This is a genomic window from Planococcus sp. ISL-109, assembly GCF_018613655.1.
In the GTDB taxonomy this organism is placed as follows: Bacteria; Bacillota; Bacilli; order Bacillales_A; family Planococcaceae; genus Planococcus.
Window position 1 is genome coordinate 241,142 of sequence record NZ_JAGGPW010000004.1, and the last position, 18,322, is coordinate 259,463.

Sequence of the window (18,322 nt, forward strand, 5' to 3'; positions counted from 1 at the left end):
ACTATTGTTATGCAAGAAGTGTATATGGTATTAGGTTTCAACCTCCGATAACTTTACTTGTGTAAACTAAATGTTTTTAGCAACGTTGGTCCTACAACGTTTCTGAACATGCGTGAAAGTGTCATGTATACATTTTTCATACATCGTTGAAGAATCAACGTTTCTGGAGTAGGGTTGCATAATATTTCTCGAACAAAGTGCATAAACATTTTCTTACAGATGTCAGTTCAGCAAAGAAAGTCAGAAACGTTTGTTCGTTGAATATTAATATTCAATTATTGGTTATGAAGTCCCCTCGTCCAGGAGAAAATTCCTTATAAGAAGAGAGGACCAAGTTGAGGTTGGTGTGAAAAATTTTTATTCCCAGCAGAAAGGATTTCAATACCCCGCCCCGCCAGTAGAAAAAACGTGTTTGAAGATGGAGGACCAGTTGACACTCTGCTTACACCACAGGTACCTAAACGAAATATTGGTGTGAAATATCTTTCAGCAGTGACATTTTTATTGCGCTATTAGGAATCTATCGTAAAGTACCGCTGAACGTCCTAAACGACCACCAGTGCGACCAAGTGACATGCTGTTGTTAATAGGTAAAAAAATATAAGCACTCCCAATGGGTGCTTATTTAAATTTAAAACTATAATTATCAAGTTCATAAATCTGCTCGATTATCTTTTCTAAAATGTCAATAGCAAGTTTAAGGGTTCTCCTTGTAGGTTGCTTAAGTTCATGAGCGGAAGAATTTCCTAATCCTCTAATTTTGTGCAGGATATTTGCCTGGGATTGAACTACTACGTTTTTCTCAACAAGACCGTTTATTTTGCCTTCTAATCTTTTACTAAACACTTCATCAGTTGAATCTTCTTTCAACTTTTTATTCCCAGATTCGTCGAGAACGTATCCTCCTTGAATCCCTAAATCTTTACAGATTCCTTCCACTAGCATTCTTAATCCCACAGCGGATAATAAATAGGATTCCATATTAAAAGCTGAGACAATCTGAGAATACATTATTTGTATTGCTTCTGGAGATTCCCTGAAGTCTAAAGGTTTGTGCGGTTCATATCTCGATTTTTTTTCAACTTTTGGTTCTTCAGGATAGACAATAACATCTGTGAAATGTCTGTTCTCGCCATGCGGGTCTAAATCAATCATAGACTCGTCTCCGTATTCACTTACAAAAGCAACGGTATCACACCCAAGACATTGGACTATAAAGTATTCGTGCTTCCAATCAAAATCATCATAAGGGTATTCACTTTTTTCACTATGGGACATTATAATGCCATGATGGTTTCTGTTTTTACATTTACGGCAGTATACTTTCGCTGAAAATCTTTCCATATATAATCACTCCTAGTTCGATAAAGTTTATCTTATTAGCAACTGTTGGTGTGTATGAATCATGAAGATTGCCACAGGCAATCTCACGATCATTTTCTTGATGGCCATTTCCATTAAGTATAACTATGGTGGGAAAAGTTTACAATGCAAAAAAGGTATGCCCTAAAACGGAGCATACCTGTAGGTGCGTAACGAAATGTTATATCCCGAGGTCATTAGCAATGACCTTGGGATTTTCCTTAAGTCGTTTCAAACGGCTTTAAAATTTGCTTAGGTTCACTGCATGAACCTTGGTATTTATTCCGTACCATATCCAATATCATTGCCAAGTTCGGTTCGTAATCGGCAACTTGATTAGCAACCCGCTCCAGTATTACATCTTCTTTCATATCATTTTGACGCTTCAGTTCATACCCGATAGTATCCAACGATTCAACCAACTTGTGAGCAGTTTCTTCAGTGATTCCCATTCTGATATTCCTCCTTGATTTGTATTAATAAGAATTATGATTCAATTCTCAAGTGCTGGCAATCTACTTTATATATTTATAACCCCAAAGGGGAAAAAGCAGCCCTGCTGAGCGTAGTCCAGCAGGTAAGCGTATTACCTATGCGTAGCAGAGGTATATACGCCACAGTATGAGTAAATAACGTTAGGAATGATTTGGACATAACGTAAAGATGCCTCTAAAGTCCTCCTGCGATTTCGGATTTCATCAATATAATAACGGTAGAAAAAATTTTGTGGAGGTTTGGAAAATGTCAAAGTACAAAGTAATCATGAAGAAATCTTTAGCAGAAAACTTAAAAGGAGCAGGTCACGAATTTGTGAGAGATGTAGAAAGTAAAAGCAGAAAAGGCTATCGTGCATTTATTTTTATTCAGACGCCTGGACTAATTGAGGACATGCTGAAATTTAATCAAGAGTAGGTTGCACCAACTCAATTTTATATAAGTAAACTTATTATATGTTAGTGAGTTCCTGCACCTTCTACAAATAATTCTACAGAAGGAGATTCTACAAAATGGAAAAGTATTCTACACAAGAATTGTGCGACAGTGTGTTATTTATTACGACTGCCACATTCAAACGTCACAAGCAGAAATATCTGGAAGAACTGAAGGTAAATTATTTTGTAACAGAAGAGAAAATCGGAGGAAAAAATTTCTTCACGTTGGAACCTAAAAATACATTGGTTCACATACTGGATTGCAAGGTCGGTAAAAAAGATGTTGATTTAATAGCAAGGATTTTAGAAGTGCTGTTGGATGACAAAGTCATACCTATATCTGATGAAATCGGGAAAGCATTGAACGTGCCATCTGGAACTATTAATGGGTACATATCGTTCTTCTATGCTCGTAATATTCTGGTGGAACCAGTGAGTGTAAAGGAGCAAGAAATAGATATGGAAACTGGAGAAATCATGAATGAGTATAATCGAGTACAAGGTGCTCATGTATACTATGATATTAAGTCCGATGATACTCGAGTGCTTCTTGATAAAAAGTCTCAAGTTCAAGTCGACAATTTGTTTAGGTCCGCTTGGAAGGAGTACCATGTTACAACGATTAATCCACTAAAGAAGCGGGCGCCTAAAGCGAACTTCCAACCTCTATATACAACCTTTAGTAATATCGTATGGAAAAGGATTAATGAAACTTTTGGGTTCCGTCACTGCTGGAGAGTTCCTAAACCAATCATCAATCCCGAAATTAAACAGCAACTACAAGAATATTTTTATCAGGTCACTTGATGTTATGAGCCGATCATTGCTGCGCAATGTCGGCTTTTACTTATTCAACTTAATCATCAGTAAACACGTTTGCTTCATGCACTACGGAACATATTAAATCACAGAATACATTCCTATTACTAAATCAGTAAATGGAGCGGTGACACAAGCAAATGGTAATAGGATATGTCTTTGACAGCCTCCTAGGTCTTTTTAAAAAACCTTTCTAGAGAGAGAGGACCAGAGTGAGGGAGCAGTGAAAAAAACTTTTCCCCATCTAAAGGTTTCGAAAGTCAGCATGCTAATACTTGAAGAAAACCATCAAAATTTACATGTTTTTTTACATATAAAATTGAGCAAACACGCACTACCAATGAGTTTCTCTCCCCATCTTTTCCCTTTAATTATTTAAACTCCAAGCAGGATAACGAAGAAAAGCACGATATACCTCAGAAAACCCATGAAAAAGACGTTGAAAATCATCGAAAAACTATATGAAAACTATAGAAAATGAATAGAAAAGTGGTGTTTTCCATAGGTTGTTGCTGTAGACGGTTATGAATAAAATCCCCATTTTACTGTAATCTGTAAAGGATTTACAGACTGTAGTACAGACCAAAAGAGAAGGCCTGAGCAAATTGCCCAGACCTTTTTATATCCGTCTATTATTCCGCTTTCTGTAAATTTTATTATCCGTTCCGAAAAATCCAGCAGAGGCGTGTCGTTGTTGAACTGTATTATCTGCCATGTGAGCATATATGAGAACTGTCCGTAAATCCGAATGACCAAGGATTTTCCTCAGACTTTCAATATCACCAGAAGACGACAAGTAATGGGTGGCCGAAGAATGCCTTAAAAGGTGAAGGTAAAAGCGCTTGGATATTTCCGCTTCGACAGCATATTTTCTAATATCTCTCAGCACATTGTTCTTGCTCAACATTTTCCCGCTCAGCGACAAGAACAGTAAATCATCGACCTCGCCCTCGAACGCCTCATTCTCAATCAACAGTTGCTCAATTAGACGGTAAGTTTTATTTGATAAAGGAATCATGCGGCTTTTGCGTGACTTCGCATTTTCCGATTGGATTAATATTGACTTGTCCGAATGGTTAATATCGGTTGGCGATATCAGCAGTGCCTCAGTAATACGTAACATACCGTCCACTAACAGGTGCAACAAGACGTAATCACGAAAATGCTTGAAGGACTTCTTAGAATGGATTTTTGCGACCTTTAGTAATTCATCAATTTCGGAGCGGGTGAGTATATCAATGTCTTTTTTGTTTTGCTGGAATCCTTCAAATTTATCGAAAGGATTTTTCTGAATTAATTCTTCCTTCTGGCACCAACTCATGAAAGATTTTAGATTTTTAATTCTTGTTTCTATAGAAGCATCTGCAAGTCCTTTGGTTTGATATTCCGCAGGCGTGTATTTATGGCCTTCAAATTTAACGCAATCATTCTTCAACCAGTAGACATAATCGCTGATTAAATCGGTGGAAATATTGCTGAGGTATAAAGGTTGGTCACTGATGGTACTGTAGAACTTTTCAAAACTTTTAAAAGCAATAACGTATTTATTCAAGGTGGTAGGGCGCAGATTTTGTTTAACTTTGGCATCAAGGAATTTTTCAAATAGAGATTTGATGCTTTCTCTTTTGATGATTTTTTCAGGCTTCCGTTTATGCGGTTGCCTTTTAGCGATACGTGGTTTTTCTTCAAAAAAGTTAATGGACATAAAAAAACACTCCTCATTCTGTAATTTACAGAATAACGAAGTGTTCCGCTCAAAAGTTGAGTGCAGTCCTACGCACTTTCTTTTGAAACTTAATGATAGCAACGCATTGCGTATGCAAGTATGATTCCTACTGGGCTCGAACCAGCGACCTCTACCCTGTCAAGGTAGCGCTCTCCCAGCTGAGCTAAGGAATCGTAATCTCAAGGACATTTATTATTATATATGGCGCAAAAGAAAAAGACAATAGCTTTTGTGAAAAAACTTTTCTTTTTCGTTCATCATCAATCAGTAAGAAAAATGCTCCATTCGATAGTGGTGCGGCCATGCACTTTAGACCAGCACTCCACTGCTGTCATCAGCTGAAGACAGTGTTGCAGCCCCTCGACAGCGGATGAGCTGAGGTAATCAAGGCACACGACGAGTTGCTGCATGGAATTCCTTCTCTTACTTACTGGCCGGCACTGCGGAATCCGGCATCGCGCGCTTGTTGTTCTGTACAGAACCATTGTTCCGGGTTGGTCTGTTCGTAGGAAGGGGTGCCGGGCATATGAAAAATTTTGTCGCCGCTCCGGTTGATATTGCCTTTAATGCGGCAATCTTGAGTAGCTGGGGCATTGTCCGGCTGATATGCGTCTGGATTAAATCCGCGGTCCGTTGCATAGTTATCAAACTGCCAAATGCCGATTTCCGCTTGTTTGGCTGTAGCTTCCGCTTCCCGGAATTCATCGACATAACGGGTATTCGGCGGGTAAATATAGGCTACACGTGCAAATCCTTCCGCTACCAATTGCTCTTGGACGCTATCCCCGTCTGCATAGAAATAGCCGAGCAAACGGTCGTAATCATCGAAGCGGCCGCCAACGTCAAATTCGATTTCGACATGATCGGCAGTTTTTAAAATTTCCCTGTTGCGCTCGGTCGCTTCAGGTCCAAGGGGCTGTTCGCCGAATCGGGGGTGGTTCGTTTCGGGTGTATCGACCAATAAATAGCGCACTGTGGTTTCTTTGCCTTCATAAATGACTCTAACGGTATCGCCGTCGATCACTTGTGTCACTTCGACAGGAATACGGTCTGTTGTGCCGCCTGTTTCAGTCGCGCCAGGAATAGTACATCCTGTCAGCAACAATAATCCGATAAAGAGAAATAATGTTTTCATAAAGATCCCTGCTTTCTATTTCGAATTATAGCGAAAAGCAACGCAAGCGGCAACGTGGTCGCACTATATAGAAGAAAATAAAAAAACGCCTGTTTCCGCTTCTGGCCGGATCAAGCGCTGCTGTTATGTAGATGCAAATTCATTTTGTATGCGATGGCTGCTCCAGTTGGGTGGTGGTTGCGCCAAAATATAAAATGCTTTCTTCATTGGCCGTTTCGAGCTTTTCTTTGTCGACACCTAATTCAAGTGTGCCAGTGAAAATCGGTTCCCACCAGTGTGCATGTTCGTTCATGATGATTCCTCCTCTAATTTTCTCCGAATGTATTTGTTTGACTATTCTATACCCTGGAAGGTTACACTTATAAACAATGAAATAAAAAAGGGGTGATGGCTTTGATTTCAATCGGGATTATTGGTGCTGGCATAGTAGGAGAAAGGATCATCAAGCAAACGATGGAAGAGACTGGCGTGGACATACAAGCAGTCTATGACACGGATTCGGAGAGGCTGAAATACATTGAAAAAACTTACCATTTGCCTGTGACAGACTCTTTGGAAGAGCTGTTTCAAGCGCCGATTGATTGGGTTTATATCGGTACACCGCCGAAAAGTCATGCGGAACTTGCGGAAACCGCAGCAAGAAGAGGTTTAAATGTGTTATGTGAAAAACCACTGGCACATGATGCCGCAGCCGGGGAGGTGATGGCCGAATCGGCTGTCAATAACCGAATTCATACCGCTATGCATTTTCCGCTCATGTATTCGCCGGTAGTCCGTGAAATGGCGCTGCTCATAAAAAGCGGCGACATCGGCAAAGTCCGCCGCGTCGAACTTCACACTGTGTTCCCGGAATGGCCGAGAGCTTGGCAGCAAAATCCGTGGATTGCCTCGCGCAGCCAGGGCGGCTTTGTGCGGGAAGTGTTTCCGCATTATTTGCAACTGATGCACCGCCTGTTCGGCACTTTGGAGATTACTGCGCATCAAGTGGATTATCCTGAAGAAATCGAGAAATGTGAAACAGGCATTGTCGCATACGGCCAGACACAGCAGGGGGCACCGTTTTTGTTGTCAGGCTTGAGCGCAGTGGGCCAGCAGGAATTGCTGCAATTCAAAGTGTACGGCGAAGATGGTGTACTGACGCTTGAAAACTGGTCGCATTTGTACCGTGAAGAACTGGGAAACACACGTGAAGAAGTGAAAACGGACAGAGTTGTGCCGTCGCTTTTTGCTGAAATGAAAGAGCAATCGACATTCCTCGTTGGATTTGACGAAGGGCTGGTCGTTCAGCGTTATATTGACCAATTATTAACAAAATGATATGGGAGGCTTACCTGTGAATTTCACCGCCAATGATGTAGAAGAAATGATCAATGAACAGCACGGCTATTATTATACAGGAGTAACGAAATCAGCCGAGTTTCGCCAGGTGCAGCTGCAACGGTTAAAATCGGCGATTCAGGCTTATGAAGATGACATCATCGAAGCGCTGCAATTGGATCTCGGGAAAAGCGAGTTTGAAGCATACGCGACAGAAGTCGGATTCGTGCTCGATAGCATCGGCTATATGACGAAGCATTTGGAAGCTTGGGTGAAGCCTGAACAAGTGAAAACGCCGCTTTATCTGCAGCCGGCCAAAAGCTTTGTGATTCGTGAACCATACGGCTCCGTCCTTATCATCGGGCCTTTCAATTATCCGTTCCAATTGGTGATGGAGCCGCTGATTGGAGCACTCGCAGCCGGCAATTGCGCAATCGTCAAGCCATCTGAAGCGACGCCGAATGTCGCGCGCATCATCCGCACCATTTTAGAGGAGAGCTTCCCAGCACATTACGTCAAAGTCGTCGAAGGGGAGCGGGAAGAAGTGACGGCGTTGATCCATGCCTCATTCGACTATATTTTCTTTACTGGCAGTGTGCCGGTTGGGAAAGTAGTCATGAAAGCAGCATCGGAACGGCTCACGCCGATTACACTCGAACTCGGCGGCAAAAGTCCCGCAATCGTCGACCAGACCGCCAACTTGGAGCTTGCCGCAAAACGCATTGCCTGGGGAAAGTTCATGAACACCGGACAGACCTGTGTGGCACCAGATTATCTTTGTGTCCATGAAGCTGTCAAAGAGCCGTTCATGAAGATACTCAAGCAAACAATCCGCGATTTCTATGGGGAAGATGCCCAGGACAGCCCGGATTACGGCCGCATCGTCAATGTGAAGCACCACGACCGCTTAACTGACATTCTGTTGAAAGAGCGGGACCATATCGTTTATGGCGGCGATTTTGACCGTGTGGACCGCTATATTGAACCGACCTTGCTCGACGGAATCCAGTGGGACGATCCGTCAATGGAAGATGAGTTATTCGGCCCCATTTTGCCGGTCATCACCTATAACGATTTGCCGCTATTGATGCGCCAAATCCGCCAGCTGCCGAAACCGCTGGCCGCATATCTGTTCTCGGAAAATGACCGTGCTATACGGTTCTTCCTGGATCAGTTGCCGTTTGGCGGCGGCAGCATCAATGATACCGTATCGCATATGGTCAACGTCCACTTGCCATTTGGCGGTATCGGCCCTTCCGGCATAAGTGCGTACCACGGCCATACCAGTTTCGAGACATTTACACACGCCAAATCCATCTTGCGGAAATCCACAAAACTATCGACCAACCTATCGTTCCCGCCTTATAAAAATAAAGCGAAATGGGTCCGGACAGTATTGAAGTAAAAGCGGCCTTGAGGTCGCTTTTTTCTTTTCGGACCTGCTATTATAGGGAAAAAGGGAGGGGCCCACATGACGGAGCGCATACTGATCGTGGAAGACGAAAAAAGCATTGCTCGTGTACTTGAGCTGGAGCTGAAATTCGAAGGGTATGAAACCGCAGTCGCTTTGACGGGGTCGGAAGGCTTAATCAAATTCCGTGAACATGAATGGGATTTGGTTTTGCTGGATTTGATGTTGCCTGAAATTCATGGGCTTGATGTATTAAAGCGCATCCGTGCGGCGAATGCCACCTTACCGGTCATTTTATTGACGGCAAAAAATGACGTCAAAGACAAAGTGGCAGGACTAGACCTGGGAGCCAATGATTATGTTACAAAACCATTCGAAATCGAAGAATTGCTGGCGAGAATCCGGGCCAATTTACGGTCGAAAAGCCCAACTGACCAACATGTGCACCGGTTCGAACAGCTCGAACTGAACGAAAGCACACGGGAAGTGAAAAGAGGCGCGAGACAAATCGAATTGACGCCCAGGGAGTTCGATTTGCTGCTTTATTTGATGCGCCATCCGAAACAAGTGCTGGGCCGCGAACAATTATTGAACGCTGTCTGGGGCTATGATTATTACGGTGATACGAATGTCATCGATGTCTATATCCGTTATTTGCGCAAAAAAGTCGATTTCGGTGAAAATGAAACTTATTTGCAGACGGTGCGTGGCGTCGGTTACGTCTTAAAGGAGCAGCAGCATGAAGCTCAAAAATAAAATCCATTTGTCTTCGACGCTTTTGATGTTCTTCGTACTGGCCATACTCGCTGTCGTCATTTACTTTTCCTTCAGCAGCTTGGCGTATAATTCGGAAGTGGAACGTTTAAAATCCGAAGTGGATGTGATGACTGCTACTTTCAACACCAACACGAGCCAAGACCCGGGAGATGTCCTGCGTGCATATGTGCCGGTCGATGGGTTGATTAAGGAAAAAAACCCCAGCACAAATCTGTTCAGTACGATACAGCGCCCGTCCGTCCAAGTGGAATTTCCAACTAACGTCGAAGGAACATCAGGAAGAATGACGGTTGAAGGTGAACAATTTGCTTATGTGACGGCGCCAGTCATTTGGCCAAGCGGCGAGGTGGTCGAGTTGATCATCGCCCAATCATTAAGGGAAGTAAACGCGAATTTGGCTACTTTGCGCATTGTACTGTTTTCCGTCAGCTTGCTTGCGATGATCCCGATTTTCTTATCGAGCGCTTTGCTGGGGCGTGTATTGACGCGTCCGATTGAAGGGCTGACCGGAACGATGCAGCGCATTCAGCGCGACGGCTCATTCGAGAAACTGCCGATCGCTGGCAACTCGCAAGACGAATTGAGCCAAATGGGCATCGCATTCAATGAAATGATCGGCCTTTTAGAAGAAAATTATAAAAAGCAAGAAGAGTTTGTATCAAATGCATCCCATGAGCTGAGGACACCGCTTACCGTCATCAGCAGCTACGCTGATTTGCTGCAGCGCAGAGGGGCACAAGAGCCGGCGATTCAGGAAGAGGCATTGACCGCCATCCGCAATGAAACGGAGCGCATGCGCCAATTGATCGAGCAATTGCTCCACATTGCAAGGCGCAGCGAAGCACAGGTGGAATGGCAAAAAATCAATTTAGCACCAGTGCTCGGACAAGTGATGACCGCTATGAATGCTTCGTACAAACGGGAATTCAAGCTGCAGCTTGAAGATGAAATGCTGCTGGTCACGACAGATGTGCAGAAATTGAAGCAGTTATTGTATATTCTCTTGGACAATGCGAGAAAGTATAGCGAAGCTTCGATCGAAATACAGGCAGGGAAAAAAGGCGAAGTGTTTGTGAAGATCAAGGATTACGGCGTCGGAATTCCTAAAGAATCCTTGCCGCATGTCTTCGAACGCTTTTACAGGGTCGACAAAGCAAGAAGCCGGGAAACAGGCGGTTTCGGTCTTGGCCTTGCACTCGCTAAAGAACTGGCGGATTCACTCCACATCCAACTTGAAATTGAGAGCATCGAACAATTAGGGACGACAGTTACGGTTGTTTTCTCAGAGAATTTTAATGTTCCCGCGCTACAATCGGAACAGGAGGGATGATCATGCGGAAATCGTGGGCTATGTCTGCTGTCGCCAGTGTGCTTTTGCTGTTAATTTTAACATTGCTGCTGTTTCCGAGAACATCTGCCGATTCGGTGACAATCGAAGAAGCACAAGCATCGATTGAACAGCTGTATGGCGGGGAAATCAACAATACGATGGAAGCGGAAGACTTTTACCAAATTGAGTTCAATCGGGCAAATGGCCGGTATTTAGCGGTCGTCAGCAGGGCGGATGGGCAAGTCACTTCATTGGAATTAATAGAACCACAAGGTCCCGCAAAAAAAATGACGGAAAGCGAAGCGGCAGAATTTGCGCAGGCTGCTGAAGTAGGGGAAGTGGATGAAGTGCACTATGTGCAGAAAAGCAATGCATACAAGATTGAGATGTTAAGTGACACGGAAAAGAAAACTCTAGTCGTCTCTGCTGAAGACGGAGAGATCATGGATGTCCAAAAAGAGCCGCGCGAAATTGCAGCGGACCCTGAAGATCCCGCCACAGCGCCAGAAGAACCGGTAGCGGAACCTGAGCGTATCATCAGCAAAGATACGGCAATTGCCATAGCAAAAGAAACTTTGAACGGCGAAGTGGATGATATTGAATTTGTCCAGACGGCCGATGGCGGTTATTATTTGGTGGAAATTGATGATGACGCAACGGACAGGGAAGCGAAAATTCAAATCCATGCGATTCGTGGAGAAACGATGACGGTTGAATGGGACGACTAAATGCATAATGGATAAAGGGACTGTGCCAAAAGCTCATGAAAATGACTTTTGGCACAGTCCCTTTTTCAAATCTTAGAAAATCTGTCAGATCGTTTTGTCGTAGAGGTGCAGAAAATCACTGTTCTCATAAATTTCTCATCTCCGTTTAAGCGTTCTTTAAGCTCTAGCGCATATGATAAATCTATTAAGAAAACAGGAAGAGACCGAAATGAAAAAACTGATTTACATCCCGGCAGCAGCAGGAATATTGGCGTTCGGAGGCATTGTGTTGGCAGATGGGGGAACGTCACAGAATGCTGAAAAACCGCAAGTGGAAACAGCGGGAGAGGCAGCGCTGGAAGTGGAAATGCAGCGTTTTATCAGTGTGGAGGAAGCAGGGAAAATTGCGCAAACAAAAGCACAGGGAGAAAGTGTTGAGCTTAAGCTGAACGGAGATGACGACAATCCGCATTATTCAGTCGAAGTGAAGAAAACGCAAACAGTGCAACAATTTGAAATCGATGCGGTAAATGGTTCCATCCGGCAAACGGAATCGGAACTGGCTGCCGTCAATAAACATGAGCAGCAGAATCCGCAAACCATTTTTAAAAAGCAGCTGATCGGCAAAGAGCAGGCGGTAGAAATAGCGCGTACAGTCGCTACGGGCAAATTGGATGATGTGGAACTTGAGAAAGAACACGGCATGTTTATATATGAAGTGGAGTTTGAAGACGGGGATACCGACTACGAAGTGCAGGTGGATGCGATTAACGGCATTGTTCTCCACGTCGAAACCGATCATGATGATTGAACAAAACTCCCGTAGCTAAACGGGAGTTTTGTTTTGCTATACAGTGGACAGAGGCAATGTAACGATGACACAAGTGCCTTGTTGTTTACGGTTTTTCACCGCTAAACTGCCCCCGTGTTCTTGGATGATTTTCTGGGAGATCAATAAACCGAGTCCAGTGCCTGTAGGTTTTGTCGTATAAAACGGTTCGAAAACACGCTCAATTAATTCCAGCGGGATGCCAGGGCCTTCATCTTCAAAGCTGATTGTCAGTTTGTCAGCTTCTGTTTGCCTGGCAGCAATCCGCAAAGTCCCCCCTTCTTCCATCGCTTCGATCGCATTTTTCAGTAAGTTAATAAATACTTGCTTTAAGTGATTTTCTTCCCCTTCAGCGCGAAAAGGCCCGGTGGAGTCTGTTTTCACGACAATATCGTGAACGGCAAATTCGGGGCCGAACAGAAAAATGCATTCATCGAGAATCTTTCCGACGTCCAACGATTTTAGTTCAGGTGCTTGCGGTTTTGCTAGTATCAAAAACTCGCTAATAATCAAATTGATGCGGTCGAGTTCCGATTGCATCAATGACGTGTAGCTCGGGTAGAGATGGTTCGGGTCGTTGTGCATCATCTGGACAAAGCCGGAAATGACGGTCATCGGATTGCGGATTTCATGTGCCACGCCAGCTGCAATTTCACCGGCCATTTTCAGCTTTTCCGTTTGCAAAAGCATTCGCTCGGTTTCTTTCCGGTAGCTGATATCCCGCGAAATGACTGAAGTGGCAATCACTTTCCCATGTGCATCGAAAATCGGCGAGAGGGTGATTTGGGCAGGAAAGCGAGTACCGTCTTTTTTGATATCGTCCGTTTCAAGCGTAAAGTTTTCCCCAAGCCGGACTTGTTCAGCACGCATTTCTGCTGCTTTTGCATGTTCCGGAGGGTACAGGGCAATCACCTTGCCGAGGGAGTCATCAGCGGTCCAGCCGTATAATTGTTCGAAAGCGGGATTGATCGCAATGATTCTGCCTTCCGAGTCGAAAACCGCAATCGCGTCTTTGGCTGCCTGGAAAAAAAGCTCGAGATAGCCTTCTTTTGATACGAGTGCTTTTTTCATAGAGGCGTTGCGCAGCTCCAATTGCCGCCAATAACTGCTGAAGTATGAACTGTGCAGGACCGCCAGCAACATGACCAGCCCAAAAAACGTTAACATTGAGACATGAATATACTCGAGCGAACTTCTTGCCTCAAAGAGATCGAACACAAACGTCAGCAGCAACACTTCAATTACAGTTAATGCGGATAATGCAATAATAGACAGGGTATCATTATAAAGAGAGGCTGCGATGATCGGAATGATAAAATAAATCGCTGTCACAGATGATAAGGATTCGAACTGGAGAATGACAATGTAGGCGTTTATAGCAAAGAGCACAGCTAAACGCAACCTGGCAGGCGGTAATTTCGTATAAAGCAATGTGAAAAGAAACATATAAGCAACCATGCCGAAAATCGGCGCCACAATGGCCGCATTAGATTCGACAAAAAAATTAAGCGTCAAATGAGCTAGGCTGGAAAAGCCGAACAGGTGTATAAATAATTGATTGCGCTTGCGGTTTGTCAGGGAGCTATCCATAAATCCACCTCGTCCAACTAAAAGTCTTATTTATCTTACTATAGTCGGGACTGTGCGAATATGGCTGTTTTTGATATGATTAGAAAATCAGGGAGTGATTGAATTGGCATATTCGTGGAAAGAAAACGAAACGCTTGCGATTTTGGAGAAACTAGTCACGACTCCAAGTCCATCCGGCTATACGATGCAAGTTATGAAAATAGTTGAAAAATACTTTGATCAAATTCAAGTTCCATATATAACAACGAACAAAGGCGGCGTCATTGCGACTATTAAAGGAGACGACGATAAGCGCCATCGCCTGTTGACAGCGCATGTCGACACGCTTGGCGCGATGGTGAAAGAAATCAAGCCTTCAGGCCGCCTCAAATTGTCACTTGTCGGAGGCTTCAAGTTCAATGCCATAGAAGGCGAGAACTGCCTCGTCCATACCGCGAGCGGTGAGACCATCAGCGGAACAATCCTGCTTCACCAGACGACAGTCCATGTCTACAAGGATTCCGGAACGGCTGAACGTTCTGCTGACAATATGGAAGTGCGCTTGGATTTAAAATGCGATTCTGCAGAACTAGTGCGTGAACAGGGCATCGAAGTCGGCGATTTTGTTTCATTCGACCCGCGCTTCATAAAAACCGATTCTGGTTTCATCAAATCGCGCCATTTGGATGATAAGGCGAGCACTGCGCTAGTTCTGGAACTGGCGAAACATTTTGCAGGCGGTGATACTTTGCCGCATACGACGCATTTCTATATTTCCAATAACGAAGAGATCGGTTATGGTGGAAACTCGAATATCCCCGAACAAACCGAAGAATATATCGCAGTCGATATGGGCGCAATCGGCGACGGCCAAACATCGGATGAATATACGGTATCGATATGTGCGAAAGATTCAAGCGGGCCATACCATTACGGACTGACGCGCCAATTGATTGCATTGGCTAAGGAAAATGGCATCGATTACAAAGTGGATATTTATCCGTACTACGGCTCTGATGCTTCTGCTGCAATTGGTGCAGGCGCAGACGTGAAACATGCATTGTTCGGGCCAGGGATCGAAGCATCTCATGCTTATGAGCGAACGCATATCGATTCACTCGAAGCGACAGCCAAGTTGCTTCATGCATATGCAAGTTCGCCGATCGGGTCATAACATTAGGAGGATTTCAGATGGACAGCAAGCAATTATTCGCAAATATTCCAATTTTAACTATAGAAGGCAAGTTGCCGCTTGCTATTCCGCATATCACGATGGATTCGAGAACAATACAGGATGGCTCGCTTTTTGTGTGCATTAAAGGCTATACGGTTGATGGGCATAATTTCGCAGAGCAAGCGGTTACGAAAGGCGCGGCGGTCATTCTTGCCGAAAAACCGCTCGCTATCGAAGGGGCAACAGTCGTCACAGTGTCAGACACAACCCGCGCGCTCGGCATTCTCGCTGTCCGCTTCTACGGCTATCCGTCGAAGAAGCTGAATATGATTGGCGTCACTGGAACTAACGGTAAAACTAGCGTCGCGGGCATGCTTCACGCCATGCTTATGGAACTCGGGGAAAAATCAGCATTGACCGGTACAATCGGGTTTAACTTGAACGGGGAATTACATCCGTCAGCGAATACCACGAGCGATGTGCTGACGACTCATGAAATGATCAGCCGTGCCAACGGTGAGGGATGTTCGCATATGACGATGGAAGTATCATCCCATGGCCTCGTCTTGGGCCGCTTATCCGGTGTCGAGTTCGATACGGCAGTCTTCACCAATCTCACACATGACCATTTGGATTTTCATGGCACGATGGAAGAGTATGGCCACGCCAAAAGCTTGCTATTTTCTCAGCTCGGCCAAAATCTGACCGAGAACAAACGGGCCATCTTAAACGCAGACGATGAATGGTCGGAAAAATTCGCTGCAATGACACCGTTTCCGGTTTATACATATGGCATGAGCGGAAATGCGATGTTCAATGCAAAAGAAGTGCAGCTGGAAAAAGAAGGGACTTCATTTGTGCTCTATTGCCCGCAAGGAAGTTACCCGGTCTCGATGAAACTGCTAGGGAATTTCAACGTCTCCAATGCGCTAGCGGCAATTGCGGCGTTAGTTGCGGAAGAATATCCGATTCAGGATGTGATCACCGCTTTAGAAGCCATTCCGCCAGTCGAGGGTCGCATGCAAAAAGCGCAGATCGACGCACCGATTTCTGTGTTCATCGATTATGCCCATACGCCGGATGCAATCGAAAAAGCGATCGCTGCGGTGGAAGATTTCAAAACCGGACGAGTTATTTTCCTGGTGGGCACAGGTGGAAATCGTGATAAGACGAAACGCCCGATCATGGCAGAGAAAGCCTCTGTTGCGGATTATGTCATCTTGACGACAGATGACCCACGCTACGAACAATATGATAGTATCCTAACTGACCTGTCGGCAGGCATGCTGCACGACCGTTTTGCCTGCATCGGAGACCGTGAGCAAGCGGTGCGGCACGCTATTCAACAAGCGGAACCTGGCGATATCATCATTTTGGCAGGAAAAGGCCACGAAGATTACCAAATTATCGAAAATACAAAATACCCGCACAGCGACAAAGAAATTGCGGAAAATGAAGCACGCAAAAAGTTCGGATCTTAAACTGTCAGATGGCTATAGCTTGAACTGAACAGAGAAAAATCACAGTATTTTTCTCCGTTCATTTTTATGCTTAGGAATGTGCCGGATGCCGCAACTTCTGGCGATAATTCTTGTTTTTTGCAAATTCCTTCTCTAAGATGGAGAGAGGATATTAAAGGAGCGTATACAATGTCAGGCCAATTAGAACAAGCAATTGAAAGTAGAAGAACTTTTGCTATTATTTCCCACCCGGATGCCGGGAAAACGACTTTAACCGAAAAGCTATTGCTATTCGGCGGTGCGATTCGCGATGCCGGAACAGTTAAAGGGAAAAAATCCGGGAAATTCGCAACATCCGACTGGATGGAAATTGAAAAGCAGCGCGGAATTTCCGTAACTTCGTCCGTTATGCAATTCGATTATGCTGGACACCGCGTCAACATTCTTGACACACCCGGACACCAAGATTTTAGTGAAGATACGTACCGTACCTTGATGGCTGTAGATAGCGCTGTCATGATCATCGATGTCGCCAAAGGCATCGAGGCACAAACCGTAAAATTGTTCAAAGTCTGTAAAATGCGCGGCATTCCGATTTTTACGTTCATCAACAAAATGGACCGTCAAGGTAAGGAACCGCTAGAGTTAATGGAAGAATTGGAAGAAGTGCTCGGCATTCAATCGTACGCGATGAACTGGCCGATCGGCATGGGCAAAGAGTTTATGGGGATTTACGATCGCTTCAATAAGCGCATCGAGCCGTTTCGCTCTGATGTCGGCCGTTTCATGGAACTCGATGAAAAAGGCCATTTGGCTGGAGAACACGAGATGACGAAATCGTCCTATTATACGCAGGCACTCGAAGATATCGAACTATTGGAAGAAGCAGGCAATGACTTTTCCATCGACCGTGTGAAAAAAGGCGAATTGACGCCTGTATTTTTTGGTTCGGCACTTTCAAATTTTGGCGTCGAAACATTCCTTGAGACGTATTTGCAGTTCGCGCCGCCACCGCAGCCGCGCATGACTAAGGAAGGAGACATCGTCGATCCGGTCGAGACGCCTTTTTCCGGCTTTGTCTTCAAAATCCAAGCCAATATGAATCCGGCTCACCGTGACCGCATTGCGTTCGTCCGGATTGTCTCCGGGAAATTTGAACGCGGCATGAACGTTACTTTAACGAGAACCGGAAAATCGATTAAGCTTTCCCAGACAACGCAGTTTTTGGCGGATGACCGTGAATTGGTAACTGAAGCTGTAGCGGGGGATATTATCGGCTTGCACGATGTCGGCAATTACCAGATTGGCGACACGATAACCAGCGGCAAGAAATTCGAGTTTGAAGCGCTGCCGCAATTTACGCCTGAACTGTTCATGAAAGTGACGGCGAAAAACGTCATGAAACAAAAGCATTTCCATAAAGGGATTTTGCAATTGGTTCAAGAAGGCGCGATTCAATACTATAAAACTCTGCACTTGGAAGAGGTTATTCTCGGCGCAGTCGGCCAGCTTCAGTTTGAAGTGTTCGAGCACCGCATGAAAAATGAATATAATGTGGATGTGAGAATGGAGCCTGTGGGCAATAAAATCGCGCGCTGGATCGAAAACGAAGAAGACGTCAAAGAGTCGATGTCGAGCGGACGCTCTATGCTCGTGAAAGATCGCTATGACAATTTGGTGTTCTTGTTCGAAAATGATTTTGCAACGCGCTGGTTCCAGGACAAAAATCCGGGAATCCGCTTGTATAGCTTATTATAAGAGAGAAAACACAGCG

17 protein-coding genes and 1 tRNA gene are annotated in these 18,322 nt (G+C 44.6%); 11 read left to right on the plus strand and 7 right to left on the minus strand.

Going from position 1 to position 18,322, the window contains the following annotated elements; genetic code table 11:
* Positions 1–621: 621 nt before the first annotated feature.
* Positions 622–1,344 carry a DUF4145 domain-containing protein gene (locus J7E21_RS02980; RefSeq protein WP_215104575.1) on the minus strand — a complete coding sequence of 241 codons (723 nt, stop codon included), beginning with the start codon at positions 1,342–1,344 and terminating at the stop codon, positions 622–624.
* A gap of 239 nt (positions 1,345–1,583) precedes the next feature.
* Complete coding sequence (locus J7E21_RS02985; protein WP_215104577.1) at positions 1,584–1,814, minus strand: hypothetical protein; 231 nt, start codon at positions 1,812–1,814, stop codon at positions 1,584–1,586.
* 289 nt (positions 1,815–2,103) lie between these two features.
* Here J7E21_RS02985 and J7E21_RS02990 point away from each other — a divergent pair, with 289 nt between their 5' ends.
* Both J7E21_RS02990 and J7E21_RS02995 read left to right on the plus strand, forming a co-directional pair.
* Positions 2,104–2,274 carry a hypothetical protein gene (locus tag J7E21_RS02990; protein WP_215104579.1) on the plus strand — a complete coding sequence of 57 codons (171 nt, stop codon included), beginning with the start codon at positions 2,104–2,106 and terminating at the stop codon, positions 2,272–2,274.
* 95 nt (positions 2,275–2,369) lie between these two features.
* Entirely contained in the window at positions 2,370–3,101 is a 732-nt protein-coding gene (locus J7E21_RS02995; RefSeq protein ID WP_215104581.1) for a hypothetical protein, read from the plus strand.
* 631 nt (positions 3,102–3,732) lie between these two features.
* Here J7E21_RS02995 and J7E21_RS03000 read toward each other — a convergent pair.
* The 4 genes from J7E21_RS03000 to J7E21_RS03015 form a co-directional block, all read right to left on the minus strand.
* Positions 3,733–4,818, minus strand: a complete 1,086-nt coding sequence (locus J7E21_RS03000) for a tyrosine-type recombinase/integrase (protein WP_215104582.1) — start codon at positions 4,816–4,818, stop codon at positions 3,733–3,735.
* Between the two features lie 121 nt (positions 4,819–4,939).
* Positions 4,940–5,012 (minus strand) — tRNA-Val (locus tag J7E21_RS03005).
* A gap of 254 nt (positions 5,013–5,266) precedes the next feature.
* A complete protein-coding gene (locus tag J7E21_RS03010) occupies positions 5,267–5,974 on the minus strand; it encodes a thermonuclease family protein (protein ID WP_215104584.1) in 708 nt (235 codons plus the stop codon).
* Between the two features lie 139 nt (positions 5,975–6,113).
* Positions 6,114–6,266, minus strand: coding sequence for a hypothetical protein (locus tag J7E21_RS03015; protein WP_215104587.1), 153 nt, complete (start codon positions 6,264–6,266; stop codon positions 6,114–6,116).
* 95 nt (positions 6,267–6,361) lie between these two features.
* Here J7E21_RS03015 and J7E21_RS03020 point away from each other — a divergent pair, with 95 nt between their 5' ends.
* From J7E21_RS03020 to J7E21_RS03045, 6 genes are all read left to right on the plus strand, one after another.
* Positions 6,362–7,291, plus strand: a complete 930-nt coding sequence (locus tag J7E21_RS03020) for a Gfo/Idh/MocA family protein (RefSeq protein WP_353047719.1) — start codon at positions 6,362–6,364, stop codon at positions 7,289–7,291.
* Between the two features lie 16 nt (positions 7,292–7,307).
* On the plus strand, positions 7,308–8,696 hold the full coding sequence (locus tag J7E21_RS03025) for an aldehyde dehydrogenase (RefSeq protein ID WP_215104588.1): 1,389 nt from the start codon (positions 7,308–7,310) through the stop codon (positions 8,694–8,696).
* A 66-nt stretch (positions 8,697–8,762) separates the two neighbouring features.
* Entirely contained in the window at positions 8,763–9,458 is a 696-nt protein-coding gene (locus J7E21_RS03030; RefSeq protein WP_215104589.1) for a response regulator transcription factor, read from the plus strand.
* A complete protein-coding gene (locus J7E21_RS03035; RefSeq protein WP_215104591.1) occupies positions 9,442–10,809 on the plus strand; it encodes a sensor histidine kinase in 1,368 nt (455 codons plus the stop codon). The genes J7E21_RS03030 and J7E21_RS03035 overlap by 17 nt, the downstream gene beginning before the upstream one ends.
* Before the next feature lie 2 nt (positions 10,810–10,811).
* A complete protein-coding gene (locus tag J7E21_RS03040; protein ID WP_215104593.1) occupies positions 10,812–11,537 on the plus strand; it encodes a PepSY domain-containing protein in 726 nt (241 codons plus the stop codon).
* Between the two features lie 208 nt (positions 11,538–11,745).
* On the plus strand, positions 11,746–12,327 hold the full coding sequence (locus J7E21_RS03045) for a PepSY domain-containing protein (protein WP_215104595.1): 582 nt from the start codon (positions 11,746–11,748) through the stop codon (positions 12,325–12,327).
* Positions 12,328–12,363: 36 nt separating this feature from the next.
* Here the strand turns inward: J7E21_RS03045 and J7E21_RS03050 are convergent, their stop codons facing one another.
* Entirely contained in the window at positions 12,364–13,935 is a 1,572-nt protein-coding gene (locus tag J7E21_RS03050; RefSeq protein ID WP_215104597.1) for an ATP-binding protein, read from the minus strand.
* A gap of 103 nt (positions 13,936–14,038) precedes the next feature.
* On the opposite strand from J7E21_RS03050, the gene J7E21_RS03055 reads away from it, so the two are divergent.
* From J7E21_RS03055 to J7E21_RS03065, 3 genes are all read left to right on the plus strand, one after another.
* A complete protein-coding gene (locus J7E21_RS03055) occupies positions 14,039–15,088 on the plus strand; it encodes a M42 family metallopeptidase (RefSeq protein WP_215104599.1) in 1,050 nt (349 codons plus the stop codon).
* A gap of 17 nt (positions 15,089–15,105) precedes the next feature.
* Entirely contained in the window at positions 15,106–16,569 is a 1,464-nt protein-coding gene (locus J7E21_RS03060; protein ID WP_215104602.1) for a UDP-N-acetylmuramoyl-L-alanyl-D-glutamate--2,6-diaminopimelate ligase, read from the plus strand.
* 168 nt (positions 16,570–16,737) lie between these two features.
* Positions 16,738–18,306: a peptide chain release factor 3 gene (locus tag J7E21_RS03065; protein ID WP_215104604.1), complete on the plus strand. Its 1,569-nt coding sequence runs from the start codon at positions 16,738–16,740 to the stop codon at positions 18,304–18,306.
* Positions 18,307–18,322 lie beyond the last annotated feature (16 nt).

What these genes read in the sequence shown, in the direction of transcription:
- J7E21_RS02980 (WP_215104575.1), bottom strand. Translation starts at nt 1,344, where the DNA reads ATGGAAAGATTTTCAGCGAAAGTATACTGCCGTAAATGTAAAAACAGA.
- J7E21_RS02985 (WP_215104577.1), bottom strand. Translation starts at nt 1,814, where the DNA reads ATGGGAATCACTGAAGAAACTGCTCACAAGTTGGTTGAATCGTTGGAT.
- J7E21_RS02990 (WP_215104579.1), top strand. Translation starts at nt 2,104, where the DNA reads ATGTCAAAGTACAAAGTAATCATGAAGAAATCTTTAGCAGAAAACTTA.
- J7E21_RS02995 (WP_215104581.1), top strand. Translation starts at nt 2,370, where the DNA reads ATGGAAAAGTATTCTACACAAGAATTGTGCGACAGTGTGTTATTTATT.
- J7E21_RS03000 (WP_215104582.1), bottom strand. Translation starts at nt 4,818, where the DNA reads ATGTCCATTAACTTTTTTGAAGAAAAACCACGTATCGCTAAAAGGCAA.
- J7E21_RS03010 (WP_215104584.1), bottom strand. Translation starts at nt 5,974, where the DNA reads ATGAAAACATTATTTCTCTTTATCGGATTATTGTTGCTGACAGGATGT.
- J7E21_RS03015 (WP_215104587.1), bottom strand. Translation starts at nt 6,266, where the DNA reads ATGAACGAACATGCACACTGGTGGGAACCGATTTTCACTGGCACACTT.
- J7E21_RS03020 (WP_353047719.1), top strand. Translation starts at nt 6,362, where the DNA reads ATGGCTTTGATTTCAATCGGGATTATTGGTGCTGGCATAGTAGGAGAA.
- J7E21_RS03030 (WP_215104589.1), top strand. Translation starts at nt 8,763, where the DNA reads ATGACGGAGCGCATACTGATCGTGGAAGACGAAAAAAGCATTGCTCGT.
- J7E21_RS03035 (WP_215104591.1), top strand. Translation starts at nt 9,442, where the DNA reads ATGAAGCTCAAAAATAAAATCCATTTGTCTTCGACGCTTTTGATGTTC.
- J7E21_RS03040 (WP_215104593.1), top strand. Translation starts at nt 10,812, where the DNA reads ATGCGGAAATCGTGGGCTATGTCTGCTGTCGCCAGTGTGCTTTTGCTG.
- J7E21_RS03045 (WP_215104595.1), top strand. Translation starts at nt 11,746, where the DNA reads ATGAAAAAACTGATTTACATCCCGGCAGCAGCAGGAATATTGGCGTTC.
- J7E21_RS03050 (WP_215104597.1), bottom strand. Translation starts at nt 13,935, where the DNA reads ATGGATAGCTCCCTGACAAACCGCAAGCGCAATCAATTATTTATACAC.
- J7E21_RS03060 (WP_215104602.1), top strand. Translation starts at nt 15,106, where the DNA reads ATGGACAGCAAGCAATTATTCGCAAATATTCCAATTTTAACTATAGAA.
- J7E21_RS03065 (WP_215104604.1), top strand. Translation starts at nt 16,738, where the DNA reads ATGTCAGGCCAATTAGAACAAGCAATTGAAAGTAGAAGAACTTTTGCT.